Genomic DNA, 26,259 nt, shown 5'->3' on the forward strand with positions numbered 1-26,259 from the left:
GGGGCCCGTGGCCCTGCTGGGATAAGTGTGTCTAAGCATTCAACCAGGAACAGGCCCTGAGCCTTGAATGAGCCTACCGGGCAGCCGACGCTGCCACCAGCATCTTCAACCTGCCCGACTACACCGTCATCTCCGCCACCGTCCTGGACGATGGCCGGCGCCAGGCCATCGTTGAAACCGACAAGCCACTGGGGTGCCCCAGCTGCGGTGTTGTCGCGACGCGGCGGACGGAACGGCGCTTCCATCGGATCCGCGGCATCCCTGTCGCCGGCGCCGTGGAGGTGCTCTGGTCCAAGTACCGCTGGTACTGCGAGGAACCGACCTGCCCGCGGCTCTCGCTCTCTGAATCCACCGCCCAAGTCCCGCGCCGTGCCCGTTCCACCGGACGACTCCGGGACCACGTCGTTGATGCCATCATCAGTTCCAGCCGCGCCGTCTCCGAGACCGCCGCTGCATTCGCGGTGTCCTGGTGGATGGTCCGTGCCGCGCTGACCGAAGCTTGCCTTCTCACCCTGCCGGACGTGGATAAGCTCAGGCCGCGGATGCTGGGACCTGGACACCGGGCAGGTCCTGGGCGTGGTCGACGGCCGGGACCACAGGGGCGTCGGGGACTGGCTCTTCGCCGGGCCGCTTCAGTGGCGCCTGGGCGTGCAGGTCGTCGCAATCGACCCGTCAGCGGCGTTCCGGAAGGCCTTGAGGATGTGGCTTCCCCGCACCGCTGTCGCAGTCGATCATTTCCACCTGGTTTCCCTGTACAACCAGGCCATGACAGAGACCAGGCAGAACTTGTCCCAGCAGGTCAAAGGACGCCGCGGCCGTGGCGTCGACAAGGCTTGGGCGCACCGGATGCCGCTGTTGCGGGCCGGCGACAAGCTCTCCTGTACTGCAGCCCACCGGCTGGCGGAGGTCTTCGCCGACGACGACGCCACCGGCAAGCTGCAGGCCGTGTGGAAGGTCAAGGAGCATCTCAGGGCGCTGGTGCGCAGCGACTCCCTGGCCGATGCAGCCGCCACGAAAAAGGAACTCAAGATCCTGGTTCAGGACGCCGGACGGCCGGAGACGAACAAGCTCTACCGCACGGCCTGCAGATGGTGGAACAGATCGAAGTCCTCATCGTCACCGGTGTCACGACCGGCAAGGTCGAGGCAAACAACACCGGCATCAAGTACATCAAACGCACCGCCCGCGGCTACCGGAACCCGGCAATTACAAATCGATTATTCACATGAGAAGTGCCACCCGGATGGCGGCATGACACTCATCAGGGAATCCCGATCCCCATGAACCTCGAAGAGCCCGTTTGTATTGCGTGTATTGCGTGGAGCCGGCGCGCGAGAGGCTTTCGTTCGTTGAATGTACGACCCAGGTGCCGTGGCGTGCCATGTCCACTGGCCGCCAAATGCAAGATCTCACAACTCAGCCCTAATCGTAATTCGCGGCGACTACGAACGGCGCATCTCTCCTGTGCGGCGAGCATCAAAACTTGACTTCCACGGATCAACGCTCCGCTGGTCTTGCAAGCGAATGGCGTTGGGAAAATTGACCTCGCTGCTGGAAAGATGCACCTGGCGCGCCTCTTTAGGCTTACAGGAATCGTAAAAGTCATCAGTCCCAACCAGCGCAGAACCGCAAGCTGCCCATCTACTCCTAATCTGCCTAGCAGCAGCCTCCGTGAACCCCGGTGGCGGCTGCAAGCCGACCCACTGATCGGTCTTGCCTCGGAGGAAGTATTCTGAGGTCGCATTCCATGTATGCCCGCTGTCACGTTTGTTGAAAAGAAAATTCAGGGGGTTACCCTGATAAACCGAGCCTCCGGCTGCCGCGATTGCATTGGTCAACGCAGTGTCAATTCCCCTACTAACCGTTGCCCAATTGCCAACCGACCGAAGATCGTCCCGGGCAAGGAGTATCGTGGGCCCGCCCGGATGACCGCCGTATCTATACGACTGTGTCAAAGCACGCCGGACAGTAATATCTGCCCCCGAGAGGTAGATGAACCGGACGCCGCTACCAACCAAGATCGCCCGCGAATACTCGTGTGCGTGAAGCAAGTCTTCCAAGTGGTGCTCGCCGTACCAATCGTCATCGTCCATCTTTGCAATGAGCGAACCGTCGGCCATCTCTGTCATGGTGTTCATAAGGTCTCCAAAAACAGAATCCGCGGCAGTTTCATGGACCAGTGCCGACATAGAAGAGAGTTCATTTCGGTCCTGCACCGAAATGTCCCGCAAAGTGAATCCATGGAAGCCAAAAATCGGCTGAATAGACTTCCAGCTCTGTCGGCGGAGTTGCTCAATGGCGTTAGAAATGAATTCAGGACGCTTGGACGGAATCAGGACACTGATCGTTGGCCGCGCATTGTGCCTCGTTCCATGCCCCGCAGCATTCAATAACAGGCTCAGGACGTTCCTATTGCCATGTCCCCGGTACGCCGCCCTATGAGCTGAAGCGACGAACGCCTCCCTCGAAAGCCGGTCTTCAAAGAGACTTTCAGTTGCCTCGCTGTAAACCTCACGAAGTGAGTTCGACAAGTAACGCGCGGTAAGAGGATCCAGATTATGAGGAACTACTGGAACTCCAGCTGCTGCAGCATCAATCAGGAATGACGCGCGTTGCGCCGGACCCACGTGGGAGTCAGGATAGTCATTGACGAAGGCAAAGGTGCGGAGTGCGCCAACCAACCTCTCGCTGAGCCGCCCGTCGTCCAAATGGCCTAGGATAACTGAATTTGTGTCCGCAACAAGCCTTTGGCCCGTGTGACCTGATCGCCTGGTACTGCAACTACCCGATGAAGGAAAAGAGTCAAACCCGACAGGGTTTATCAATTCGGTATCCACCGGAGGAATGGACAATCTGCTATCAGAATCAGCTGCAAATCCACTGCACTCACCCATTGGTGCAGCGGTAGCGATTCTTTTCCAGGTATCCCCGGCGGTCTCCCTAATTCGGATGACCGGCGGATGGTCCAGCGGCAGAGGCTCGACGACTTCCGCAGTAATAAGGAGGTCAACTTCCGGCTTAGGACCGGGATTGTTACCAACCTCTTTTGGATACAACGTCGAAGCCTGAAGATACTTCGCCATTGAGTCCCCGAAGCTCCAGCCGGAATCCAAATTTGGCGCCAAACCAATACGGAGCGACGGGGTAACTCGTCGATGCGTCGTTAGCCCACCGCCGAGGCACGCTGCAATGACTCTCTTGAGCGGCACCTGCCGATCCAGTTTCACATAGATCTCAGTATGCCCAATGGGAGTACGCCCAAATTTGCGCCTGGACTCCAGCGCGTAGCGACCGTTCACGATCCCAGGTGGAGTCGACAAGAGATTGCCAGGAACCCGTCCCGCGATGAAAATCCTCAGGGCCTTGGTACTTCCAAATGAATCCGCAGTCAATTGTAGTTTCTTAAGATCCGCAACTGACGAAGCTACAATAACGATCTCGTTCATCACAGCACAAGACCAATATTCATCCACGGTCAAGGGCACTGACGCGCCATGTGTATGGATGGAAAACGCAGAGTCCGGCAGAACTGAGGTCAACTCCGAGTCTCGCCCCGCTTTACGGCAGTCAATCCGTAAGTTGTTGGTCATTCCTTGGCTCCCCGCAAGCCTCTCACGAGGCGACCACTTCCTCGAGAGGCCGGCTTATGCCGACCTCTTCACCAGATTTCCAAGATTCACCGAACATCTCACGCACAAACTGACGGCTTTCATCTCCGGAGGAAACAGCGGAGGAGAAGCCGGCACGACTCAAGGCCCTTGTGCGCCAGAATTCCAGGGACACCCCATCACTGTTCGCTACATAAGCAACGACGCCCTTCGGGTCGCGAAGTGCATTCCTAAGAATTTTGTCGACGCTGTCTACGGCCAGCTTGACTCCGGCAGCAACCCTCAATGTAAACGGAGAGGGAAATCCGGCGCCCGGGCTTCCCGCGAGGACAGCAACTCGGGAATTTGCCGAATAGTACTCGACAAGTTCCAATGATGTCGTGGAGTCCTGAGAGAATATCTCAATACCGAGATCCGTAAACGACGACGCCAGCAAGTCGTCCGCGGTTGCTTGTATGGTTTCGAAGCTATCGTCAGGGAGGGAAATAATCTGCGCGCGAACCTTTGGAACCTGCCAGACCGCGTTGGCGAGGCGGGGCCGTGTGCGATCATGAGCGATGTAATTGGCCAGAAGACCTCGACGGTCTCGCTTAATCTTCTCCCCGCTAACGCTCATCGCCCGTAGACCCAAATGGTAGCCGTGGCAAGCCCGATCGGGGATTATTACACCGCCACCCTGGAACACGCGGAATCCAAATTCCGTATCCTCAATCCCGTGCACACGGAAATCCCGGAAGCCTCCGATGTAGTCGTAGAACCTGCGGCTCAGAGCCAAACCTGCACCGACTACAACATTCCAGAGGTCTTCTCGGTTCGCCTGGTTGTCGTTGGATCGCTTCAGAAAGTTGTCAATCCAGTCCTGCCCTTCCTGACCGAGGCGAGGAAAGAGCAACTCTTCGAGAGTCCCTGCCTGCGCGTGGGACTTCACATCATCCGCTGAGAGACCGACCGGATCGATGAAATCACGGAACCCCAGAACAAGGGACTCTTCAAGCGCTGCTGGCCACTTCACGTAGTTGGCCACCATTGAGCGGCTGGCAATGATGTCCGAATCCATGAACATCAATATTTCGCCCTGCGCTCGATCGGCTCCTGCCGCACGAGCAGCCCCAGGTCCCTTCCCCTCCTCATGCCGGACGATGCGGTAGCTCTGGGGTACCCATTCCGGAAGGCGAAGCGCTGGGATTGACCCGTGGTCTACCACGATCACTTCCATTAGATCTGCAGGGTAATCTTGTCCCGCCAAGGCAGCCAGACAGATATCGAGCTGCTCTTGGCCAGTCTTTGCCGGGATGATTACGCTGACCTTGCTTCGTGGAACATCTATGCCCGATGGAAGTTCAAAGTCCTGCCACTGATTCCATCTAACCGTTTTCACGCCGAATCTCGCTCTTTTCTCCAACTCAACACCATTTATCCAGCGCTATGAACCAAACTCATGGGGCTGTTTGCAACAACCGTTCCGCCAAAATGTTGAGCTCTTCCCGCTGAATGGCGAGGGCCGAGAGAATTATATTCCTCATGTCTTCAATTTCGGTTTCGCGCCGCGCATCGAGACTTAGGCCTTGTGCCTCAAATGCCACCTCGAGCCATTTGGTGAGGCGGCTAGAATCGGTGTTGAAATATTTCTTCAGCGTCTCTTCGGTTATAGCCTCTGGAATGGAGGCCACCGCAGCCAGCAAATCATTCAAGGCAGCATGCTGTTGGCGATTTTCGGTGTTTGCCTTCGCCAACGATTGCGAAAGCCTATCGTAACGGAATTTAGCCCTGCTTTCAACGCGGACCGCATAATCATGGGATCCAATTGCTTTTCGCTTAACCTCGCGCACTTCACGGCTTAGAGCAGAAGCGCTGGCACTCGTTCGGATTCTGACGTCCAATCCGACGATGAGTACCAAGGCTCCTGCGCCAGCTGCCGCAACTGCAGCGGCGATCGGGGAGCCAATGGCTAACGAGATGATGGCTCCTGCGGCGAGGAAAAAATAGACGGCTAATACTGTAGAGCTGAAGCGATTCCTAAACATCGAAATTATCGAACCTCTGCGCTTCTTTTGTTCCCCTGTATTTGTCACACTTTCAGCCCTCTCGCTTGATCTGTCCAGTTATCGAATTCTTTTTCACGTGGTTTCGAAAATATCAGCGTGGCAAACCGGTCATACAGCCTGCGGTCCCAGATCTCGCCTCTTGAGACCTCCGACGGCGCGAACCACATCCGGCGCCTATGCACCCTCGGCAGTCGCTTCAACAGTTCTTTCACCGAAAACCGTTCTGAAAGCACTCAGACAGTGGCCCTACTTCAAGTGAGCCAGTATCTCGTCAAAGGTCTCTTGGTTTTCGGCCCCGGCATGACCGGATTCATCTGAGAATTCGCAGATCGTGAGCTTATCCGCGTGGACCGAGGACTCAATGTATTTTCTAAAGGGCATGTAGTGGTTCTCGAAGTGGTCAGTGTCCTGCAGGTTCTGAGCCAGGAAGATACTGCGGGCTCCCGCTGTCACATCGGGATCAAGGGCCGTGAACTTATATGCCTGGTCCTGCGGGACGCTCCCCAGATTATCCGCGCCATAGCAGACCTTGGACATGCGGTTGGTCCACTTGACGGGATACTTCCACAAGTCCGTCTGCGGGTTGATCGCGATCACCTGGAGACCCTGGTAGTAGCGGGCGAAGCGGAGAGCTGCGAATCCGCCGCCGCTGGATCCATAGGAGAAGACCTGATCTTCACCAGCGCCCACAGTCTTCGCTACCGAGGCCACGATCTCGGCTATGTGCGCCAGGTAGTCGCCCCGGCTGTTGCCGGCGTACCAGGCGAGTCCGAGATTGTTGTGGTGGTAGAGCGCCGGGTCTGAGAAGTAAAGGCAACTGGCCTGGAACTTGGAGGCCCAGCTCCAGCGCTGGAAGACGGGCGGTTCGAACGTGGTACGTCGGGCGTCTCCCGAGAAGAACACGATGAGGCGTCCCGTCTCAGGTTTGGGGTCGAAGATGAAGTCGAACTGCTCACCCTCGAAGTGCTCTGTGTAGAGGCCCCGCTCCTGGACGTCGAGATCTGCCGGGCCCGCCCAGTTATGGCGCGGGACGCTGTCCAGATGCTTGATTGATGTCTTCTTAGCTTTCATTCTTCTCGACTTCCACGCCTAGACCGGACAAGCGCCTCAGATAGGCCTCCGGAGTACATTCCTGCTCGATAAAACGGACCGCGCGCTGCTGCTGTTGCGCATAGCGCTGCGAATCCCACAACTCGTTGATGACATCCTTGACCTGGTCCGGTTCAGCGTAAACCGCTGCATCTTTGAACACCGGTTCAAAGTGGCGTGGCAGAACACAGACCACCCCGTAGCTCATGGCTTCGAGGATGGCCATGCCGAAGGCTTCAAGCCACCCGTCACTGTGGAAGTAGACAAAGAAGTCGATCTTCTCCGACAGGTACTCTTCAACACTGATCTCATTGAAGACGAAGATCTCCCACGAGGGCGGATTCCGCGGGAGGAAGCCCTTCCGCACAGGCACCTTGGCCCCGCCGAGTATGCAGACATCCGCAGAGCCGTCGGCCGGATAGACCTGCTTGAAGACCTGTCGGTCGGAAGGCCATTTTGCAGCGTCATCACGCGCATGCCGGCCAATGGTCGGCCGGCCGGCCCGGTACCGGTTGTGGCTCGCCTGCTCTTTGAGCTCGATGATGCCCTTCCAAGAGAAGCTTGTAAGGTCCGACACCGGCATGAGTGGCGCGATCATGGCGCCGATCTGCTCACTCTGCGGAGCCCAGAGCGGCCGCACGCCGAAAAGCACCTCGACGTTGCGGGTGACAACGCCGATGTCATAGCTGCGCCGTTCGCCGCTGGGTTCGAACGGCGGGTGATTAGAGACGATGACCGCCCTCTTGGGCTTCACCTTGGACGGGACGTCCGGAGCAACCTGCAGCGCGGTGGGCCACCGCACAACGAGAAGGTCAGTCTCTGCTGCGCTGTCCAGGGACAGCCGGTCCACCTGGCCAGTCAGCACGAGGTCATCGATCTTGCGGCTGAACTGCCGCTTGGAGGCCGATGGGATCAGGCCGTTCTGGATCGGGATCACGCCGACCCGGAGGCCTGCGTTCAGACAGACCGAGATCTCGTTGAACAGTGATGTGGAGTTGCCGGCGAGGAAGCCGAACTCCGAGGCGAAGACCACGTCATACTGGGCGGGCCCTTCCGGGCGAGCTCCCGGCAGGTAAGCGGCCGGGGCGACAAAGCGCCGCTCTTCCATCGACTTCGGCATATAGGGTGATTCACCGGAATCCCGAATCTCACGATGCCAGCTCTTGTAGCCACGAAGGTAGGCCCGGCGTTCCGGAGCGAGGTAGCCCACACCCATGTCATCACGAGTTAGGTTTGCACCGTCCATGAGGGCGAAGGCCAGCGGCGCCGCGGTTATCGGTTCCACGGTGATGCCGTAGTAGTTCTCGATGCGGCTCTTGAACTCCGAGTCCCCGGATTTACGGACCGTGTCCCAGTAGCCGAGGTCTTTCAGCACTGGATCGCGGCGGAACATCAATGACGCCATGGACGGGTACACCACCCGCCCCGTGGCGGAGCGCAGCACGAAAGTTAGTTGCTCGTCCACGCGGACCCAGTTGGTCATGTTCGCCACGCGGTCGGGGGCTGCCAGGAAGTCGCGAACCTGCAGCTCGATCTGCTGCGGGTGGTGCCAATCGTCCTTGTCCGCCACAGTGATCAGGTCGCCGTTGGCCAGGTCGAGTGCGTCGTTGCGCACGGAGTAGGAGCCACGGTTCGCCTCATTGAGCACCAGACGAATGCGGGGGTCACGGGCGGCCAGGTCCTGCAGCTGTTGCCGGTACGGAGTGGGGCGGCCGTCGGCGTCCTGCTCGGGTGAGCAGTCGTCGATCATGATGATCTCGAGCTTGCGCCAGGTCTGCCGCAGGAGCGAGTCCACCGCGGTGTTGGTTGCGGCGCTGGGCTCGTAAATTGGCATGATGACGGTCACCAGGGGGGCGTCCGGGTCCTCAGCCGCTGGGGGCAGGTCCGTGGTGACGTTGTAGAAGCTGACGCGGTCCTCCTGCAGCGCGATCGGGGCCGCCCCGCCTTCTTTGAGCAGCTCGTTCAAGCCGGCCAGCCAGGCGTCGGCGTTACCGGGCTCCCCGGTCACGTGGGGATTCACCGCGTTGAGCGCCAACAGATTTTGCGAGTAGTCGTGCTGGATGTCGGGATCTTCTTCTGTGAGCACCCTGGCGGATCCCGCGAATTCACGGCGCCACCTGAGGAGGTCCCCATAAAAAGCGCGGTCGACGCCGGTGATGGCCTCCAGGCCCCGCCATTCTTGGAGCATGGAGTACAGGGTCAGCGCATCCAGCTGGTCCGTCTCATCCCGGGGAGCCGCATAGAGGAATCGGGCCATGGAGAGCACGCCGGATTTCCAATGCTCCTCCCGCAACATCCCGGCAGCCGACTCCCGGAAGAGCTGCGCGCGATAGGACTCGAGAACCCCATGGAGCTGGCCAAAGTCATAACGGCCTTTGGAGGCAGCGTAGGCGAGGACATCGCGGGCTCCGCCATTGCGATTACGGATTGCGTTAGCCGTGAACCACTGGAGCCGGCCCGGATTGACGCGAAGCTCTTCAACCCAGTACCAGATCGCCCCTCGCGCAGGCTCCAGCACAGCCCCGGCACTCTGCTTCCGGGAGAAGATGGCCGCTTCGAGCTCTTCCAGGCTGATGTCCGCCTGGGCAATTTGGTACGTACCAAGGAAAGACTCAACAAAGTCCCGGCGGCCAGCCCGCCTTGCATTGCCCAGAAGCGCAGTTGCGTAGGCCGAGGATGACGCCTGCAGCGCCTGAGCCAACAAGAAACTGTCGGTTGCCAGGAAGGCGCGGTCCTCCCAGAGGACCCGCTCCCCCTGCGGGTGGACGGCAACGAGACGCAGATGGGCAGTACGGGACTCAAGAACTGAGGACGGCAGCGCCAGCGCGTATCCGGCTCGGCGGATGCCATACTGCAGTCTGGCGTCCTTGTTCTTCAAGACAGCCGAGGACCGGTTGAGGTCCGTCTCTTCCGTCTCCGTTACTTCACGCAGGACGAGCTCCACAGGGAGATCGAGATCGGCCGTGTGGAATGCCCACCCGGTGAACATCCCGCCGTCGAGAACAGTCTCTGAGAGCAGGAATTCCCCGCCGACGTCCGGCACGACGGCTTCGGGAAGCCCCGCGGGCCTGCGGCCCGTAGCATCCCCCAGACGGAGGTCATAGGAACTGCCGACGTCGGCACCCGGGGTGAAGAGCGGGATGGAGTCAGTGAACCGGCCCTCAAGTGGGATTTCGCCGCCATACCGCTGGAGTCCCTCGGCCTCGGGATTGTTCTCGGAAGGCTCAGTCAGTGCCGTGAGGGTCACTTCAGCCTCACCCAGTCGCAGCACCAGCCGCCGGTACTGCGGCTCCCCCGTCAAAACGATCGAGGCATAACATTCCGTCAGTGCCATGCGGGCAACGCGGATCTCGGGGCGAACCCGGGCGGCCCTGATCCATGAGGAGGAACCACCGGGTGTTTCATGCTGCAGCCGCTGCGCTTCGCTTGTTGCGGCGTCGGTGTGCTCGGCCGCAAGCTTCAGCGTCTGGTCCAACACCAGCACCGGTGCGTGCGGCTCACCACCGGCGAATATCTGGACCCGATGGGCCTGCCCGTCGAAGAATTCGGCAGGAATCTGGATGCCGTGCATGTAGCCGAAGGGGGCGTCGAACTTCACCGTGTCGCGCTTCCATGGAAGGACGCGCCGGTCGGTTCTCCCCTGGTCGATGACTGTGCCGTCCACGGTCACTCGGGCGTACGCCGGCCGGTTTTCAGTGCTTGCCCACCCGGCCACTTGACCCTGCGGGGTAACCATGAAGTCGGCGCTGAGCTCCGTGCCCGCGATCCGGAAATCAGATGTACTGATCCCTCTCTGCGTCAGGACATTGCCGGTCCCGCGGTGGATGAGGGCGACGTCGTGCTCATCACCGGTCCAGAACTGCGGAGGCAAGCTGCCAAGGAAGCCCACATTTCGGGTGCTGAACTCCTCAGCCGAGAGCTCGTCCCGGAAGATGTTGCATGTGAGCGCGGAAACGGTCTCCCCGTTGACCACGAGGTCCAACACCGTCGTTCCCTGATCGGCGTCAGGTTCGTACACCCAACCGCTGATCCGGTGGGCCTGGTAATTGACAATCTTGAACTTCATGAACCTGCGATCTCGTAAGGAGCCATAAGGGCGGGGGAGCCAGAGGTTATGCTACCAATGCTCCGTCGACTATTTCGGGTCATACGCCTGAGCTGCCCAAGTCAGCGCCGAAGAACCGGGCGTGCGCCGCCAGGATGTGGTCTCGGAAACGCCCGCGGGATGGCGGCTGGTGGCCTTCCTGGAGGCTCTGGGGAACCAGTTCGATTCGTCCCGATGAATCGAATCCGCCCAGCAGCGGATCAATTCCGCGGGCTTTGGCGAAGGGAGCGTAATGCTTGTTGTAGTGGTTCGTGTCCCGTGTGTTCTGCACGTAGCGAACGAAGTTGGTGTCGGGGGTGCTTGAGTAGAGGTGCCGCAGGTTGAACCGTGAACGGTACGTTTTCTCGGCTTCCTTGTAGCTTGGCATGTCGGGGAATGCGGTGTTGTAGAACGTTTTTACAACTGACTTGGCGTAGTCCCCGACACGCGTTTGGGGAGAGAAACAGACGGCCGCCGAGCCAGCGATCTGGCGGGAGATCGCCAAGGATGCAAACCCGCCGCCGCTCGATCCGGTCAGCAGAATCCTCTCGTAGCCCGCGGCGGCGGCGATGTCCTTGATGAGGTCGGCCACGTCCGAGCTGAAATCCTGCTCGGAATTCCCGATATACCAGGCCAACGCCATGGAGTTGTTAAGGTGCAGGCTCGAGTCCGCAACAAACAGCTGCGCGGCATCCAGCGGGGCGAGGGATTTACGCCATTCAAAACGAGGCAGCGTGAACTTGGAACGTTGCAGAGAGCCGTGAAAGCTGACAATCAGCGTCTTGGACGCCTTGGGAATGTACAGTGCCGTAATATCCAGAGGTCCGCCGGAGCGGGCCGGCACCACGAATTCGTAAGCCTCGGTTGCGGCGTGGTCGATGTCGCTGGCAGATTCATACCGCCGGATGCTGACTGCGTTGCGCTCATCCCATGCGTTGTCGGGCGTCGTGGATGGCAAGGTCATCTATGCTCTCCTATCTTGAGGGGGCCGGGGTTGAGCTTGCCAGTTCGGGCCGAAAATCGTCATGGTGGTGGTCCGCAGCTCCTGCCAGCGCGGGGTCCGGGTTCTCGTCGCTGTTGGACGGCCAGCTGTTCCGGGTTCGCATCAGGACTTGTTCAGTCTCCGGGTCCGAGGGTGCCCAGTGAACCGGACCGCCGAACACAGCCATCACGTTGCGCTCAACAGCGCCGACGTCGTACTTGTGTTCATCGGACTGGTCGTTGAATGGCGGTTCGCCCGCCCAGATTTTCACCTGGCCGGCCTCGTGCCCGCTGCGGAGCTCGCGGCTGTATTGAAATGCCGTCGGATCGTAGATGTTGACGGCCTTAGACACCACCCGGTCAGTGACCTCGACGCGATGGAACCGACCCTCGGCAAATGCCTCCAGCAGTTCGATCGAGAAAGACCTGTCAATGGCCTCTGCGTGGAGCAGGCTCGGATAATGCATGAGCCCAATCCGTAGGCCACGCTCGTCAGCCGAACCCAGGTGGTCGAACATGAGGTCGGATGCTCCCGTTTCGTCGCCAAAATCGCCGACGAACAGAATATCAAGGTCCAGGCTTTGTTGCGCATCCGGCAGGAAACGTAGCGGTGCGGGGAACGCGCGCTGCTCTTGAGGGAAGGGCAGCTGTCCATCATGCCCCCCGGACTCGATCTTCCTGTGCCAGTGTTCGTAGGAGTCCCGGTAAGCCATCCTGTCCGGGGAACGGTAGCCGAGCCGGAAATCGTCCATTGAGAGGTTCGAACTGCTGACCAGGGAAAGGGTCAGGGGCGCTTCGCAAACGTCCAGGGGTTCCTTGCTTTGCACGAGCGTCCGGTAGCGAAGGATGAACTCGGTATCGGCACCCTTCCGGACGGAATCCCAGTGGCCCAGCGTCTTCCGGATGGTGGGGACGTGGAACATGGTGGAGACGTGCGCTGGCGTGATGAAGGCGCCACGCCAGCCACGGTAGTGGAAGAAGAGGTCCTCGTCAGCGCGGGTCCAGGGTGCGGAAACCAGCCGCTTGTCCGTCTGCTTCAGCGCACCCTTGACCAAGAGCTCGATCTTTTGGGGGTGCTGCCAGTCGTCGCCGTCGAAAATCGCCAGGTACTCCCCGTGAGCCATGGCGTAGCCGATGTTCCGCGATGTGTAGGCGCCGGCGTTGGGCTCGTTGAGCACCACCTTGATACGTCCGTCCACGGCCACCCACTTGTTCATGCGTTCGGCGGCGTCACCGCCTGAGCCGTCGTCAACGATAATGATCTCGAGGTTGCGGTAGCTCTGGTTGATGGCCGACTGGATCGCGAGGTCCGTGTATTCATCGGGCCGATAGACCGGCATGACGATGCTGACGAGGGGTCCCTCAGTTACCGGTTCCGGCGCTTCGGCGCCCAGCCGCAGGAAGGCGGGGGCTGTCCCTTCCCGCAGTGTGAGCCGGGACAGCCCGGCGCGTTCGTAGATGTCATTGATTTCGCGAAGCCAGGTCCCGGCGTCGGCCGAAGCATCCTTGAACGGGTTGGCCGCGTTGGCCCGGTACAGGTGGAGGTCGTTGGCATTCATGTCCGCTGAATCGTAAAGTCCCTGGAGCCGCACGACGTCTGCACCCTGACCGGTCCGGGCGAGAGCGTCGAGGAAGAACTCGCCGCGGCGCTTGTTCTGGAATGGTTTGGCGCCAAGGCGTTGAAAGGCGAATGCGTAAAGTGTCGCGGCATTCAAGATGTCGTCTTTGAGAATGTTCTGCCGGTAACACAGATCAGCCAGATGGAGCAGACCAGACCGGTGCGCCGAGTTCAGAACCTGCTGGACCCGTTCGCGGGACTTCCCGCCGATCCTGTACATCTCCAAGCCGGCGGCCATGTCTCTCCAGCTCCATCTTCCGGCGGTTACCGAACCGACCAGGACATCGCGGCCGTCAACCGAGCGGAGCTTCGTGAGCCGCTGCACCAGTTTGGCATTAGGGATCCTGGCCTCCCCACCCCATGACGCCAGAGCGCCCGGCCTCTTCTGCGCCGCCATATGGCCGGGATCGATTCGATCGGCCCGGACAGCCCGTCTGGACGCCCTCAGGAGCCGGTCCATTTTCATCGCACCCACTGCCAGCGCGGCCGCGACCACCAGCACCAGCGGTCCCAGGAGCCAGAGGTTACGTGCATAGGCAACAACCACTATCAAGGCAAAGAGAACGGCGAAGCACGCCGCGGCCGCCTTCTTCTTCGGGGAAAGACGCGCAATTCGCCGGAGAGCTTGTTGGAGTTTCATTCCTTGGGCCTTTTAGCTGTGGGGGTGGATGATGTGGCCGGAGGGCTGCGGCAGCTGGGCCGGCTGCTCACGCGAATGGCTGTCAGTTGCGAAATGGCTGCGCATGACATCGAGCCGGGGGCCGCCCTGCGGGTTTGCCGGGGCGCCGATCTGCGGCGGCGGGCGGAACCCGTCCCACTGCTCGGCCACGCTCTGCAGGAACGTGCTGTCCTCTGGATTCCAGGTGTGCCCGCCATGGGAATCGGCTCCGGAGTGCCGGTGCATCATGTAATTCTGCCCGTGAGAGCGGTAGATGAGTCCGCCTGCTGCCTGGACCGCCTGCAGGAGGCAGCGGTCCACGGCGCGGTGCACCGGCCGCCAGCCCCCGAGTTCGCGCAGCTCGCCCCGGCCGATCATCATGGTTCCGCCGGCCACGTGGTCCGAGTACTGCTCGCCGAGCGGAGGCCGGCGGGTGGTGATGTCCAGGCTCTCCAGATAGACGAACTCAACCTGCGCCCCCACCAGGGTGGCGCCGCTGAAGCCCTTCGCCTGGACAAGGTCCCGGAGGTGGTGCACGCCGTACCAGTCGTCGTCGTCCATTTTGCAGATGAGATCGCCGCTGGCGGCGCCGACTCCGGCGTTGAGCACGTCGCCAAAGACCATGTCCGCCGGGACGGGGACAATCCGAAGCTCCCGGGAATAGCTGTCGACGGCGCGCCGGACCTCGGGCAGGTCCGCGTCGTACCCGTGCAGGACCACCACGACTTCCACGGCCTCCCAGCTCTGGCGTTCCAGCTGGTCCAGGGCCGATGCAAGTTTCTCGGGACGCCGGGTAGCCAGGACGACGCTGACGGACGGGGCGGGAAGGAGCGGCTTGCCGAGCTGGCCCAGCGCGCTGTTCCAGACGGCGCGGGGACTGCAGAGGTCCAGTGCGGTCCGTCGAAGGTCGATCGACTTGGATTCGCGCAGCACCGGCGTGTCCCCGGCGTCGAACGCCCCGATCCGGTCCAGCAGCGGCTCGCCGAGCAGCTCACGGACCGCTGCGGACAGGGAACGGGCCAGCACGGGCACACCGCCGACGGCGAGCTCGGCCAGGCGCCGTGCCAACTGCCGGTCCAATCCGTCAAAGCGGGTACCGTCGATTTCGAGGTAACTGTGCGGCCGGAGCGCCGCGAGCCCGGATTCGCCCAGTGCTCCCCCGCTGCCGAGCTCATGCGGTTCCAGCGGCCGGACCGGCTTTTCCGGGTACGGCAGGAACCCGAGGGGCGATACGACGGCGGTATCAACCGGGGGCAGGGCATTCACCGGCGGGGTCCAGACCGTCGGCGTCACACGGACCGGCTGGTCTGCGGTCTGCCGCACGAACTGCTCCTCCAGCTGCGGTGCGCTCCCGGCGCTGCCGAGCACCAGGTCCACGGCATAGATATCGTCCGGCTCGGGATTCAAAAGCTCTTCGGTCATGAAGCTGCCCAGCGCGTCGCCGGCAAGCCAGGCGGTGTCGGCGGGGTCCGTGATGCCGACGCGGAGTCCGTTCAGCACCGGCCCCGGCGCGGCGGGCGAGCAACATGCGAGTGCAGCCAACGCCGCCGTGTGGACGTTCACCCACTTGCCGCCTTCAACCACCACGGCGAAGCCGAGCCCGGGAATGGTGAGGGCCGACGTCGTAGCCTTCAGCTGCAGGCTGCGGGGAGTCCAGACGGGGAAGTCTGCGGCCGGGAAAAAGCCCTTGACCACCAGGACGAGCCGGTGGGCCCTGCCCTCGCTGCGGAACATGGGCAGGAGCTGCCGGGCCTCCGCCAGCGACCCGGCCAGTACCACGTAGCTGTCCCACCAGCGCTGGTCCGCGGGAACGGCGTGTTCCCAGTCTGACCTGCGCTGGGGGTCGCGGTGCTGCCAGTCTGTGCGCGCGTAGTCCAGCCCCAGTTCCAGTGCCAACTGCGCGATGAAGTGCTGTGGTGGTCCGACCACCACACTTTGAATCTGCATGTTGCTAGTACCCCGGCCGGCCGGTGCGGGCTTTGAGGCGGCCGAGGATGTACGCCGGGCCTTTGCGGGCAATCGCCCGGGCACGCGAGATCCCCCGGTTCGGGGCGAGGCCCTGTTCCAGCCGCCGGCGCTCGATTTCGGATTTCTTCAGTCGCGATTCGAGGTGGCGGATCTGCTGTTCGTAATCCACACGGGTGGCGTGGTCCGCGAGGTCCCGGACCACGATGTTCAGGTCCAGGGTGGCCGCGGCGCCCTTGCGCAGGTGGAGCTTGGGCTTGGGCCGGCGGAAGTCGTGCAGGCCCAGGGCGTTGCCGGAAACCCACCGCTCGCCGCCCGCGGTGCGTGCCGATTTCTCGGGGTCACCGGATGCCCGCAACTCGCGAAGGGTGTCGGTCCGCCACAGTTCGAGGGCACCGGTCTGCCCGTCCACGAGGGCGCGGAGGACCAGGGCCTGCGACTGCCGCAGCGAGTCAATCATGGCCTCCAGCGAGTGCAGCCCGACGGCCGTGCCGGCGCTGATGACCAGGGTGTACACGGAATCGGCAATGTCGTGCCCGTCGGTGGCGGCGAACGAAAAGCGCGGGTCGGTGCCCAGCCACTCCTGCAGCCGGTGCCGGCTGCCGTTCGGCTCGACAAGGATGTCCACGGCGAAGTCCTGGCACGCGGACCCGAGGAGCGAAGCGACGGTGCCGGCGATCTCGAGATCCGTCGCCTTGGCGGCCCGGATCAGGATACGGACCAGAGGAGTCTCCTGCCGCGGCATGTGCAGGGTCTTGAGGACATAGCCGGCGTTGCGCAGCTCTTCCTCAATAGACGCTGACATCCCTTGGTCTCCCCTATCCACTTACGCTGGCCCCTACGGGGAGGTGAGACCGGGAAGACTCCGGTTCCTGCTGGCTCCAGATGCCCTTGGTGTCGATCACGTTCTTTCCTTCCAGGGCTTGCAGGTCCAGGGTCAGGAATTCGTCGTGGTCCACCAGGAGCATGACGAGGTCGGCGGCGGCGACGGCCTCCTCCATGTCATGGAGGCCGGCCAGGCCGGCGGCGGCCAGGCCGGCAGGCAGTTCCTCCACGTTGGGGTCCACTACCATGATGGTGCTCTCCGGCAGTTGCCGCACCAGTTCCTGGACGATCGTCACCGACGGCGACTCGCGGACGTCGTCGATGTTGGCCTTGAACGCCAGCCCGAGAACGGCGACGGTGGCGCCCGGCTGGTCGGCGAGGGTTTCGACGGCCTGCCGGACCACGTGATGCGGCTTGGAGTCGTTGACTTCCCGGGCCGTGCGGATCAGGCCGGAGTGCTCGGGAACGGCGTCGACAATGAACCACGGATCGACGGCGATGCAGTGGCCGCCCACGCCGGGGCCCGGGCGCAGAACGTTGACGCGAGGGTGGTGGTTGGCCAGTTCGATGAGTTTCCAGACATCAATGCCCAGGTTGTCGCAGATCACGGACAGCTCGTTGGCGAAGGCGATGTTGACGTCGCGGAACGTGTTCTCCACCAACTTGGTCATCTCGGCCGTGGTGGCGTCCGTCAGCAGGATCTCGCCTTGGCAGATGACCTCGTACAGCCGCTTGGCCAGCTGGGCGCCTTCTTCGGTAAGGCCACCGATCACGCGGTCGTTGGTCACCATTTCGATCATGATCCGGCCCGGCAGCACGCGTTCCGGCGAGTGCACAACATGCACCTGGTTAGGCCCGGGCGTATCCAGGGTCAGATCGGGCCGCAGCTCCATGAGGTATGCCCCCAGGCGCTCCGTGGTGCCCGGAGGCGACGTCGATTCCAGCACCACGAGCTCGCCGCCGCGCAGCTTGGGCGCCAGGGCGTCGACGGCGCTGCGAAGGTAGGAGAGGTCCGCGCCGTTGCCCTCGGCGAGCGGCGTCGGCACGGCAATAATGAACGCATCTGCGGCCGGCACCGCGGTCATGGCGACAAGGTTTCCGAGGCTGACCGCGCCCGAGACCACCACGCCCATGTCCGGTTCCACGAAGGGGACCTCGCCTCGGTTGACGGCTTCAACCGTCGACAGTTTTACATCGACGCCCGCCACTCGTTTGCCTTTGGCGGCAAAGCTGGCCGCGGTGGGCAGGCCGATGTAGCCGAGTCCGATGACCGCAACATCAAAAATCGTTTCGCTCATGTCTCCCTAAACTAAAATATGGTCTTCGGGCGAGCCGAAGAACTGGATCTTTGAAGTAGCCAGGAGCTCTTCATTGGTAATGGGCCAGGTGTGCGAGGCCACGTCGGCACCGCGCATCTGGCAGTAGTTGAAACGGTCCGCCGAGTAGATCCTGGCGCCCGACTCGATGACGTCACTCAGGAAGCGCGAGTCCTCACCGCGCTGGAGCTGTCCAAACGGAAAGCGGCGGAACGTCTCAGTGGCGGCGAAAATGGTCGGCCCGGAGACGGCTTCGACGTAGCGGTGCTCCAGTTGCGGGTTCCGCAGGATCGTGGCCCCGGCACCGGCGAGGTGCATGTAGTGCGCGCGCTTTCCCACGACCTCGGCTTCGGAGTACATCATCGCGTGGACCTGGTCGCCCAGGTACAACGGACTGTACAGGTCGTCGTCGTCCCATTTGGTCGCGAATTCGCCGTCGGCGTGCGCAACCAGGGCATTGAGGCACTCCCCCAACGTGGTCTGCTGCGGTTCGTGCAGCAGGACGCCGTCCGTGATACCGGCCAGCCGGCACTGCTCGCGAAACGCGGCCTGGTCAATCTCGAAGCCGTGCGTCAGGTACACCAGCTGGACGTCCACGCCTTGCTGGGCTCCGACGCCCGCAATGACGTGCTGGAGCTGTTGCGGGCGGAAGCTCGACACGAGCACGGACACTTGGGCCGGGGTTTCCGGGACGGAGAGTTCCGGGCGCGCCACCGAGGCGATCGAGCGTGCCCGGTGGCTGAAGGTGTGTCCGTTCCAGATCCGGCGCTGCGCCTTGTGGACCAGACGCTGGGCGTAGTCCGGGTTGGCAGTCAGCGCGCGGAGCAGATGCGTGGCGTCTTCCCGGTTGGCCGCCGTCGGGATTTCCTTGTCCGGGAAGAACTCGGCGATCGCCGCGCTGGGCGTCGACACAACGCACGACCCTGCGGCGGTGATCTCGAAAATCCGGCGGGCGCACATGGACGGCGAGTCGGTGACGGAGTTGACGTTGAGGAAGACCTTGTACGCCTTGTAGGCGGTCAGCATCTGCTTGTAGGACAGCGACCCCACGACGTGCTTCTTCAGGACGCCGGGGAACTGATACTGCGGTTCGCCACCGAGCTGACGGGAGAAGATCTCGAAGCCGGGCCGTTTCCCGGGTGTCGCGTCAACGGCCGCCCCGAGCAGGTAGTCCATCTGGCGGCGCCGGTCCTCGTACTTGTGCGCAAAGTACATGCCGGCGAACGCTATCTCTCGGGCGTGCCAGCCATGCCGCGGCCTGGCCGGGTTGTGGATCCGGGGCTGCGCGGCAAACGGCAGAACGGAAACCCGGTCATGGCCAAGGTCCGCCCGGTAGCGGGGCAGCATGTTGGCATCGGTGGTGAAGACGTGGTCGAAGAGCTTCGCAGCGGGCAGGAAGTCCTCGTAGTGCGGCGGGTCTTCCTTGTTCCAGAACACGGCCGGGAGCCCGGCCGCCCGGCACCCCTCCACCAGCTGGACGAACACCGGAGACGGCCCTGCCGGGCCGGTGATCTTGCCCCGCCACAGTCCGGCGTTGCCGGCCCAGGCGGATTCGATGACGACAAAGTCCAGGGCCTCGTCGCGCAGCTGCTCTTCCCAGCTGTCCGGCCTCAGCGCCACCACGGACCACTCGGCGGAAAACGCTGCCGCGGAGAAGTCATCCATGATGATGCCGACGCGGAGCTGCGGATTCCGCGGCCCGGCGACCCCAACGGCCGCTTCCCGGAAAACCAGGCGGCGGCCGCGGCCCAGGCCGCGCCATGCGCCCTCCGCGCCGCGGACACCGGACAGGCTGGCCTCGTCACGCTCCGCACCGCTGCGGTGCAGGTAGCTCTTGACCTGCGTCATGCCGCCTTGGCGGGCGTGCCACAGCGCGCGGCGCCAGTACGCCGTCTTGTCTCGAAAACCCATTGACTACCTGGCCCGCTTCCAGCCGTTGGGAAGCAGGGTGGTGCGCATTTCGGGCAGGCTCGCCATCAGCTCAGCGCGGATCTGGCGGCCGTAGTCTGCGTTGCCCTCGTTCATGCGCCAAATGAAGTTCCGGTATTCCTTGGCTACCTCGTCCGGGGTGCCGTCCATGATGAAGTCGCCCTTGTCGATCCAGATGGCGCGGTTGCACATGCCCGTGATGGTGCCCAGGCTGTGGCTGACCACAAATACCGTACCGGCCTGCGCCGTGACCTTGTCCATCCTGGCTTTGGAGCGGTCCTTGAACTGGGCGTCACCGGTGTTGAGGGCCTCGTCGATCAGGAGGATCTCCGGATCCACGGCGGCGGCGATGGCAAAACGCAGGCGCGCACCCATACCCGAGGAATAAGAGTTCATCGGGTGGTAGACCTCGTGCTCGAGCCCGGACATTTCGACAATGTCATCGAACTTGGCGTCAATCTCGGCGTGGCTCATGCCCATGGCCAGGCAGCCGAGCCGGATGTTCTGGGCACCGGAGATGGAAGTGATGAGGGCTGCATTCACGCCCAGCAGGATGGGGTTGCTGGAGGCATAGACGCTGCCGCTATCGGGGATGATCAGCCCGGCGAGAACCTTCATCAGGGTGCTCTTGCCGGAGCCGTTGCGGCCGATGATACCGATGGAGTCGCCCTGGTTGGCCACGAAAGAGATCTTGCGCAATGCCGTGGTGCGCACGGTGCTTTCGCTCCGGAGCCCGCGCAGGCTCTTCAGAACGGAGGTCCGGGCGTTGGTTCGTCCCTCGGTTTTGTTTTTGGTGCGGTAGACCACCGAGATGTCATCCACGACGACTGTTGGCTCCGAAAGCAAGCCGCTTGAAACTTCAGACACGTCCGTAGCTTTCCTCTCCGCGCCAGAAAATAAATAGCCCCACGGCGCATGATCCCAGCGCCCATAAGCCCAGGACGGCCCACGCCCGCCAGCCCGGCGTTGTGTCGTACAGCACCGAGTCACGGATGACCTTGATGACCTGGTAAATCGGGTTGAAATCCATGATGGTGCGGACCACGGGATACTTGCCGAAACGGTCCTCGGCAAAAAAGACCGCAGAGACGTACATCAGGAATCTGATGACGAATGAGAGCAGATGGCTGAGGTCGGGGACCTTGAGCATCACCGGGGCCAGCAGCATGCCGATCCCCAGGTTGAAGAAAAACTGAAGCACGATCGCCGGCACGATAAGCAGCCACCGCCACGAGATTTCCTCCGCCGGTGCCGTGAAGATGATGAACAGCAGCATGACGATTGTCACGGGGATATTGGACAGGAACTCGCGCACGTTGAGCGAGATGGGCAGTGAGGCGCGGGGAAACTGAAAGGCCCTGATCATCGACGTGTTGCTCGTCAGAGACTTCGCCCCGCCCAAGATGGACCGGGTGCTCATCTGGAAGGTGAATACTCCGATGATCAGGTAACCGATAAAATTCTCTATGCCTTTGCTCGTGCCCAGGAATACGCCGAAGATCAGATAGAAGCTCAGGCCGTTCAGGACTGGCGTCAGCACGAGCCAGGCGGCACCCAAATGATGCCTATCGTTGCCGCTCTGCACTCGCGCGCGGGCGTCGAACAGGATGAAGCTGCGGCGGTCCCACAGCTGGACGAGGTAGTCCAGGAAATCGGGCCGCTGGCCCACCTTGCTCAGCCGGGCAAGGTTAACGGGCACCGAGACGGTGGCGGGCGCTTCCGGCTGGGCGGCATCAATCTGGGCGGCTTCTGCTTTTTCTTGGATGCTCATCTTGCTACTCCCAGCATTTCCAACTCTCGTGCCAGGGCAACCGCGTTGGCGGCCCACGTTCTTTCCTGCAACACCCGTTCCCGGCCGGCAGCCCCGAACTTCGCCGCGCGCTCCGGGTCCGCAAATACTTCACGGATTGCAGCCGCGAACGACGCCGGGTCCCCGGCTGTGGCGAGGCGGCCCGTCACGCGGTCTTCCACGATTTCGGTCAACGCCGGCAGGTCACTGGCCACCACCGGACGGGCACACGCCATGGCCTCCACAGGCTTGAGGGGCGTCACGGAACGTGTCACCTCCAAGTCCTTGCGCGGCACCACGAAGACATCCAGCGCCTGATGGTACAGAGGCGTCCGGTTTCGCGGTACGCGGCCGGTGAAGACAATGCGGTCCGCGTGTCCGCTACGTTGCGCCTGAATCTGCAGTGCCGGCAGGGAGGAGCCGTCGCCGACTATGAGCAGCCGGAGCTCAGGCATTTCGGGTGCGAGCAGCACAAACGCCGCCAGCAGGTCCTCGATGCCTTCATAGGGTACCAAGCTGCTGACAGTGCCGATAAATTGTCCGGCTTCCGCGAGACCGAGCTCACGGCGGGCACTGGCTTGGTCCTGGGGGTCGGCGAGGAAGGCGCCGCCCACGGCGTTCGGGGCGATGATGACCTTGCTGTCCGGGATACCGGCGGCAACAATATTGGCCTTCATGGCGCTGCCCAGCGTCAGGACAAGGTCGGCGTCGCGCATGACTTCCGTCTCCCGATTTTGGAACAGCCGGTATTTTTCGCTCTGCCGGGCCTCCGGCCCGCGGGTGGAGGCCCAGGTGTCGGCAAGTTGGCCGCGGACCTCATAGACCCAGGGAATCCCGAGTGCCTCGGCCACAGCCCGCACGACCAGCCCGTTGACGTAGTGCGTGGTGGTGTGCAGGACGCTTGGCCGGAACTCCAGGGCCACCGCGAGCAGGTCATCCGCCTGCTGCTGCAGCCGGGCGTCAATGGTCTGGGCCATCGTGGCAGGGAGGAGGCGCTGGTAGCGGATCCCGTCGACGGTGTCTGTGGTCTTCGCGAGGAGCTTGCCGACCTGCACGGGGTAGCCCATCCTGGTAACCGCCAGGACGTCCCAGCCTGCTTCCTTCTGCGCGAGCAGCGTGGAGTGAGACCGCTGGGCGTAACCGCTGGCCGTGTGCGGCAGTGAATTCGTCAGCAGGTGGAGGATCCGGCCGGGGACGGGGGTGAAGGAGCGCCGTTCCAGCGCCGGGGCCGCATCGGCCAGGATGGCAGCCTCGGCGGCCATCCGGGCCTGTTGCCGCTTTCCCGCCGTTCCGGCGTCATCGAGCGCCGCCACGGCGTCGCTGACGGCACCGTCGTACCAGAGCCGCCGGGCCCTGGCCTGCTTGACGTGCCGCGCCGTGCCGGCCTTGGCAAGGAGGACATCCGCCACGTCGGGAAGGTTTGCTGCAAGGGCGACGTCGGCCAGCCGCCGTGCGCGCTCTCCCCGGACGGGACCGCCGGCGGCGATACGGAGCCGCCGTTCGACGTCGGCAGTGTCTCCCGCGGCCAGCGCCGCGAACAGGACGGCCGAGGACGTCGCGTCCTTCGGCGCCCAACGGCCCACACGCTTCGCCAGGGGCAGCGCGGCGGCCGGCATCCGGCGGGAAAGCTGCAGGAACAGGATGACGGGATCATCAGTCAGGTGCTGACGGACCACGCTCTGGGCCAGCCGGACGTTGTTGACGAGCTGCATCATCGGCTGCGGCCGGTTTCGGCGAGGAGTTCGCTGATGATTTCCATGTAGCGGCCCGCGAGCTGCTCGTACTCTGCGTTGGCCTTGACCCACTGGCGGCTGTCGCCGTTGCGAACCAGGCGGCCGCGGTCCGCAGCCAGATCGCGCCACAGGGCGGCGAGTTCTTCCGGGTCGCTGGCGACGATGTCGCCGGCCTCGGCATCGGAGACAATTCTTGCGGCTTCTCCGCGCACCACAGCCGTGATGTGGCGGCCGATTGCCAGAACCTCATAGGTTTTGGACGGCACGGTGGTTTCAAACGACTTCCAGTCGTCCCGCAGGGACACGATGCAGGTGTCCGCGGACGAGTAGCGTTCCAGCATGGCGTCGCCGGTCAGGGGCGGGTGGAAGGTCACCGGGGCCTTCAATTCGCGTGCAAGCTTCTCCAGCGCCGGACGCTGAGTACCGTGGCCCACCATGTGCAGGTGCATGGAGTCCCCCACGAGGGCACTCGCGCGGATGGCGACGTCCAGCTTTTGACTCTCTCCGTGGTTGCCGAGATAGAGAGCTTCGAAGACGTCACGCTCGGGTTCGGGCGGCCCGACGACGGGGATCGCATCCAAGTGCACGCCGTTGCTGACGGTTGCCACGTTCCGGACTCCGCGCGCACGCAGCGTTGCCGCGAAGCCCTCCGTCACGGTGACCACGAGGTCCGCGCGGTGCTGGACGAAATCCACCACATGTTCCACGACGCTTTTCACGCTGCCCTGGACGAGACGGGCGTCGCGGGCCAGGTCCGGCCAGGCGTCGCGCATTTCCACGATTAGCGGTACCCGGCGCAATCTGGCCAGGACATAGCCGGCGGCAAGGGACGGCAGGCCGGGCGCGGTGACAATGACGACGTCGGGCTTGCGGACCATCATCCCGGCAGGGATGGACAAAAAGGCCGAGTAACACTGGTCCATGAGCCGCGCAGCGCGGGAGTTCCCGTGGCGCAGGTACGGGACGTGGAGAATCTTTTCAGTGAACTGGCCGTTGCGGAGCCGGAACGGCCTGCCGGCCATCCAGCGCGGCAGGGCCCGCCGACCGAAAGGATAGTGCGCCACGGGAGTCACGACGTCGACGTCCCAGCCCGAGTGGGAGAACTCCTTGATCATGGCGGTCCAGCGCCGTTGCGGCGGGCTCTGTTCCGGCCAGTAGGAGTGCGTGATCAGGGTGATCTGCAGGCCGTCGGCCGGGGATTTGGGCGCAGTCGACTCCATTAGGACTTCATCCTGCATGGGAATTAGGACTTACCGGTGCGCGGGACGCCCGTGGCTTTCTTGGATCCGATGAAGCGGAAGTAGGCGAAGCCCAGTCCCAGCAGGACCAGCACGGTGATGGCCTGGACGGCCAGCGGGCTGCCAGTGGCAACGGCAACTGCGGCCTGGACCTCTGACTTGACCATGACGGGGGGATCGGTGGGTGTGGCGATGACGGCGGGGGCCGTGGACGGCGCGGCCGTCGGGGTAGGTGTGGGAGTCGGCGTCTCCGTCGGGGTCTCTTCAACCACCGGAGCCGGTGCAACCGGAGCGACGACGGGCGGCGGCGCGACTACTGCCGGCGCTTGCGTTTCGGCGGGCACGACCGGCGGCGCTACGGGCACGACCGGCGGCACTACCGGGGCCGGCGCGGGGTCCACCGGAACGGGCGTCTCGACCGGCGGGGCCGGCGCGGGGTCCACCGGTGTCGGCACGATCACCGGTTCTGTGGGTGCAGGCGGTGCCGGATCCGTCGCCGGGGCCGTCGGCCCGGGATCGACCGGCGTCGCTGAGGGCGAAACTGCCGGAGCCAGGGGGCTGGGGACCACCAGGTCGTCGGCGTTTGCGGCTGTTGCCGTGCCCATGATTGAAGCGGCCAGGAGCAATGCTCCGAGGCCTGCGCGTATTGATTTATTGCGGCTGCACGACGTCATCGACAGTCCCTCCCCCACAGTGCGAGATTGAATCAGGTGTGCGTTATGCGGCCAACACTAACGTCTTTGTCGGCAGAGCCCCAGAGGTGCACGAGGTCCCAGTCTACTCGAAGGCTAGAGTCAGGCTGTTCAAAGAGATGCTACCTGCGCGGGCGAAAGTGTGGCAGGAGCGCCACGCGGACGGGGTTAAGCTGGATAAATGCTCCCGTTCAGCCGCCCTGTTTCCGCGCGTCTTCCCCTGCTTGCGGCGGCTGCCGCAGCCGGTTTGGCCTTGACGTCCTGCTCCCCGGTAGTCGACGTAACGCCTGCAAAAGACGCCGCGAACGCGGCCTGCGCGCCGATGATGCTGGCCCTACCCGACTCGATCGGCGACGCCAAGCTCCGCAAGACCAATGCCCAGGCCACGGCGGCCTGGGGCGACCCGTCCCTGCTGATTCTCCGCTGCGGAGTCAACGTTCCCGGGCCCACCACGGACCGCTGCGTGAGCGTCAACGGCGTCGATTGGGTCATCAAGGAAGGCAACCCGGTGTGGACGCTGACCACCTACGGGCGCGAACCGGCCACGGAGATCCTCATGGACCCGAACAAAATCAGTTCGGCAACCGTGCTGGCGGACCTCGCCGCCGCGGCGCAGAAGGTCAAGGCCACCCGGAACTGCGTGGGCCTGGCGGACGCACAGAACCTGCCGACCAGCAAGTAGGCAGGTC

Annotated in this window: 17 protein-coding genes and 1 pseudogene; 2 read left to right on the top strand and 16 right to left on the bottom strand. The window is 63.0% G+C overall.

Going from position 1 to position 26,259, the window contains the following annotated elements:
- Positions 1-576: 576 nt before the first annotated feature.
- A pseudogene (locus tag CFN17_RS20020) lies at positions 577-1,229 on the top strand (transposase).
- A gap of 213 nt (positions 1,230-1,442) precedes the next feature.
- Here CFN17_RS20020 and CFN17_RS17815 read toward each other — a convergent pair.
- The 16 genes from CFN17_RS17815 to CFN17_RS17890 all read right to left on the bottom strand — a co-directional run bounded on the left by CFN17_RS17815 (position 1,443) and on the right by CFN17_RS17890 (position 25,483).
- Complete coding sequence (locus tag CFN17_RS17815; protein WP_208749030.1) at positions 1,443-3,590, bottom strand: hypothetical protein; 2,148 nt, start codon at positions 3,588-3,590, stop codon at positions 1,443-1,445.
- A gap of 22 nt (positions 3,591-3,612) precedes the next feature.
- Entirely contained in the window at positions 3,613-4,986 is a 1,374-nt protein-coding gene (locus tag CFN17_RS17820; protein WP_261792487.1) for a glycosyltransferase family 2 protein, read from the bottom strand.
- Between the two features lie 58 nt (positions 4,987-5,044).
- Positions 5,045-5,680 carry a hypothetical protein gene (locus CFN17_RS17825; RefSeq protein WP_208749032.1) on the bottom strand — a complete coding sequence of 212 codons (636 nt, stop codon included), beginning with the start codon at positions 5,678-5,680 and terminating at the stop codon, positions 5,045-5,047.
- 219 nt (positions 5,681-5,899) lie between these two features.
- On the bottom strand, positions 5,900-6,724 hold the full coding sequence (locus CFN17_RS17830; RefSeq protein WP_208749033.1) for a hypothetical protein: 825 nt from the start codon (positions 6,722-6,724) through the stop codon (positions 5,900-5,902).
- Complete coding sequence (locus CFN17_RS17835; protein WP_208749034.1) at positions 6,714-10,808, bottom strand: glycosyltransferase family 2 protein; 4,095 nt, start codon at positions 10,806-10,808, stop codon at positions 6,714-6,716. Before CFN17_RS17835 ends, CFN17_RS17830 begins: the two co-directional genes overlap by 11 nt.
- Before the next feature lie 79 nt (positions 10,809-10,887).
- Positions 10,888-11,790 (bottom strand): hypothetical protein, encoded by a 903-nt coding sequence (locus tag CFN17_RS17840; protein ID WP_208749035.1) that lies wholly within the window; start codon positions 11,788-11,790, stop codon positions 10,888-10,890.
- 10 nt (positions 11,791-11,800) lie between these two features.
- A complete protein-coding gene (locus CFN17_RS17845) occupies positions 11,801-14,065 on the bottom strand; it encodes a glycosyltransferase family A protein (RefSeq protein WP_208749036.1) in 2,265 nt (754 codons plus the stop codon).
- Positions 14,066-14,077: 12 nt separating this feature from the next.
- Positions 14,078-16,030, bottom strand: coding sequence for a glycosyltransferase family 2 protein (locus tag CFN17_RS17850; RefSeq protein ID WP_208749037.1), 1,953 nt, complete (start codon positions 16,028-16,030; stop codon positions 14,078-14,080).
- A gap of 4 nt (positions 16,031-16,034) precedes the next feature.
- Positions 16,035-16,853, bottom strand: coding sequence for a hypothetical protein (locus CFN17_RS17855; RefSeq protein ID WP_208749038.1), 819 nt, complete (start codon positions 16,851-16,853; stop codon positions 16,035-16,037).
- Positions 16,854-16,866: 13 nt separating this feature from the next.
- On the bottom strand, positions 16,867-18,171 hold the full coding sequence (gene wecC, locus CFN17_RS17860) for a UDP-N-acetyl-D-mannosamine dehydrogenase (RefSeq protein WP_208749039.1): 1,305 nt from the start codon (positions 18,169-18,171) through the stop codon (positions 16,867-16,869).
- A 6-nt stretch (positions 18,172-18,177) separates the two neighbouring features.
- Positions 18,178-20,100 (bottom strand): glycosyltransferase, encoded by a 1,923-nt coding sequence (locus CFN17_RS17865; protein ID WP_261792261.1) that lies wholly within the window; start codon positions 20,098-20,100, stop codon positions 18,178-18,180.
- A gap of 3 nt (positions 20,101-20,103) precedes the next feature.
- On the bottom strand, positions 20,104-20,985 hold the full coding sequence (locus CFN17_RS17870) for an ABC transporter ATP-binding protein (protein WP_208749040.1): 882 nt from the start codon (positions 20,983-20,985) through the stop codon (positions 20,104-20,106).
- Positions 20,978-21,889, bottom strand: coding sequence for an ABC transporter permease (locus CFN17_RS17875; RefSeq protein WP_208749041.1), 912 nt, complete (start codon positions 21,887-21,889; stop codon positions 20,978-20,980). Before CFN17_RS17875 ends, CFN17_RS17870 begins: the two co-directional genes overlap by 8 nt.
- Positions 21,886-23,622 (bottom strand): glycosyltransferase family 4 protein, encoded by a 1,737-nt coding sequence (locus CFN17_RS17880; RefSeq protein ID WP_208749042.1) that lies wholly within the window; start codon positions 23,620-23,622, stop codon positions 21,886-21,888. Before CFN17_RS17880 ends, CFN17_RS17875 begins: the two co-directional genes overlap by 4 nt.
- The gene (locus tag CFN17_RS17885; RefSeq protein ID WP_261792262.1) at positions 23,619-24,860 is read right to left on the bottom strand and encodes a glycosyltransferase family 4 protein; all 1,242 of its coding nucleotides are present in this window, start codon (positions 24,858-24,860) and stop codon (positions 23,619-23,621) included. The genes CFN17_RS17880 and CFN17_RS17885 overlap by 4 nt, the downstream gene beginning before the upstream one ends.
- Before the next feature lie 23 nt (positions 24,861-24,883).
- Complete coding sequence (locus CFN17_RS17890) at positions 24,884-25,483, bottom strand: hypothetical protein (protein ID WP_208749044.1); 600 nt, start codon at positions 25,481-25,483, stop codon at positions 24,884-24,886.
- A 268-nt stretch (positions 25,484-25,751) separates the two neighbouring features.
- On the opposite strand from CFN17_RS17890, the gene CFN17_RS17895 reads away from it, so the two are divergent.
- Positions 25,752-26,252: a DUF3515 family protein gene (locus tag CFN17_RS17895; protein ID WP_208749045.1), complete on the top strand. Its 501-nt coding sequence runs from the start codon at positions 25,752-25,754 to the stop codon at positions 26,250-26,252.
- The last annotated feature ends 7 nt before the right edge of the window (positions 26,253-26,259 follow it).

It is taken from the genome of Arthrobacter sp. PM3 (assembly GCF_003352915.1).
GTDB lineage: Bacteria > Actinomycetota > Actinomycetes > Actinomycetales > Micrococcaceae > Arthrobacter.

Bases quoted from the DNA above. Each gene is read 5' to 3' on its own strand.
- CFN17_RS17880 (WP_208749042.1), bottom strand. From the start codon at position 23,622: ATGATGCAGCTCGTCAACAACGTCCGGCTGGCCCAGAGCGTGGTCCGT.
- CFN17_RS17865 (WP_261792261.1), bottom strand. From the start codon at position 20,100: ATGGGTTTTCGAGACAAGACGGCGTACTGGCGCCGCGCGCTGTGGCAC.
- CFN17_RS17890 (WP_208749044.1), bottom strand. From the start codon at position 25,483: ATGGGCACGGCAACAGCCGCAAACGCCGACGACCTGGTGGTCCCCAGC.
- CFN17_RS17830 (WP_208749033.1), bottom strand. From the start codon at position 6,724: ATGAAAGCTAAGAAGACATCAATCAAGCATCTGGACAGCGTCCCGCGC.
- CFN17_RS17895 (WP_208749045.1), top strand. From the start codon at position 25,752: ATGCTCCCGTTCAGCCGCCCTGTTTCCGCGCGTCTTCCCCTGCTTGCG.
- CFN17_RS17840 (WP_208749035.1), bottom strand. From the start codon at position 11,790: ATGACCTTGCCATCCACGACGCCCGACAACGCATGGGATGAGCGCAAC.
- wecC (WP_208749039.1), bottom strand. From the start codon at position 18,171: ATGAGCGAAACGATTTTTGATGTTGCGGTCATCGGACTCGGCTACATC.
- CFN17_RS17885 (WP_261792262.1), bottom strand. From the start codon at position 24,860: ATGGAGTCGACTGCGCCCAAATCCCCGGCCGACGGCCTGCAGATCACC.
- CFN17_RS17845 (WP_208749036.1), bottom strand. From the start codon at position 14,065: ATGAAACTCCAACAAGCTCTCCGGCGAATTGCGCGTCTTTCCCCGAAG.
- CFN17_RS17835 (WP_208749034.1), bottom strand. From the start codon at position 10,808: ATGAAGTTCAAGATTGTCAATTACCAGGCCCACCGGATCAGCGGTTGG.
- CFN17_RS17815 (WP_208749030.1), bottom strand. From the start codon at position 3,590: ATGACCAACAACTTACGGATTGACTGCCGTAAAGCGGGGCGAGACTCG.
- CFN17_RS17850 (WP_208749037.1), bottom strand. From the start codon at position 16,030: ATGCAGATTCAAAGTGTGGTGGTCGGACCACCACAGCACTTCATCGCG.
- CFN17_RS17855 (WP_208749038.1), bottom strand. From the start codon at position 16,853: ATGTCAGCGTCTATTGAGGAAGAGCTGCGCAACGCCGGCTATGTCCTC.
- CFN17_RS17875 (WP_208749041.1), bottom strand. From the start codon at position 21,889: ATGAGCATCCAAGAAAAAGCAGAAGCCGCCCAGATTGATGCCGCCCAG.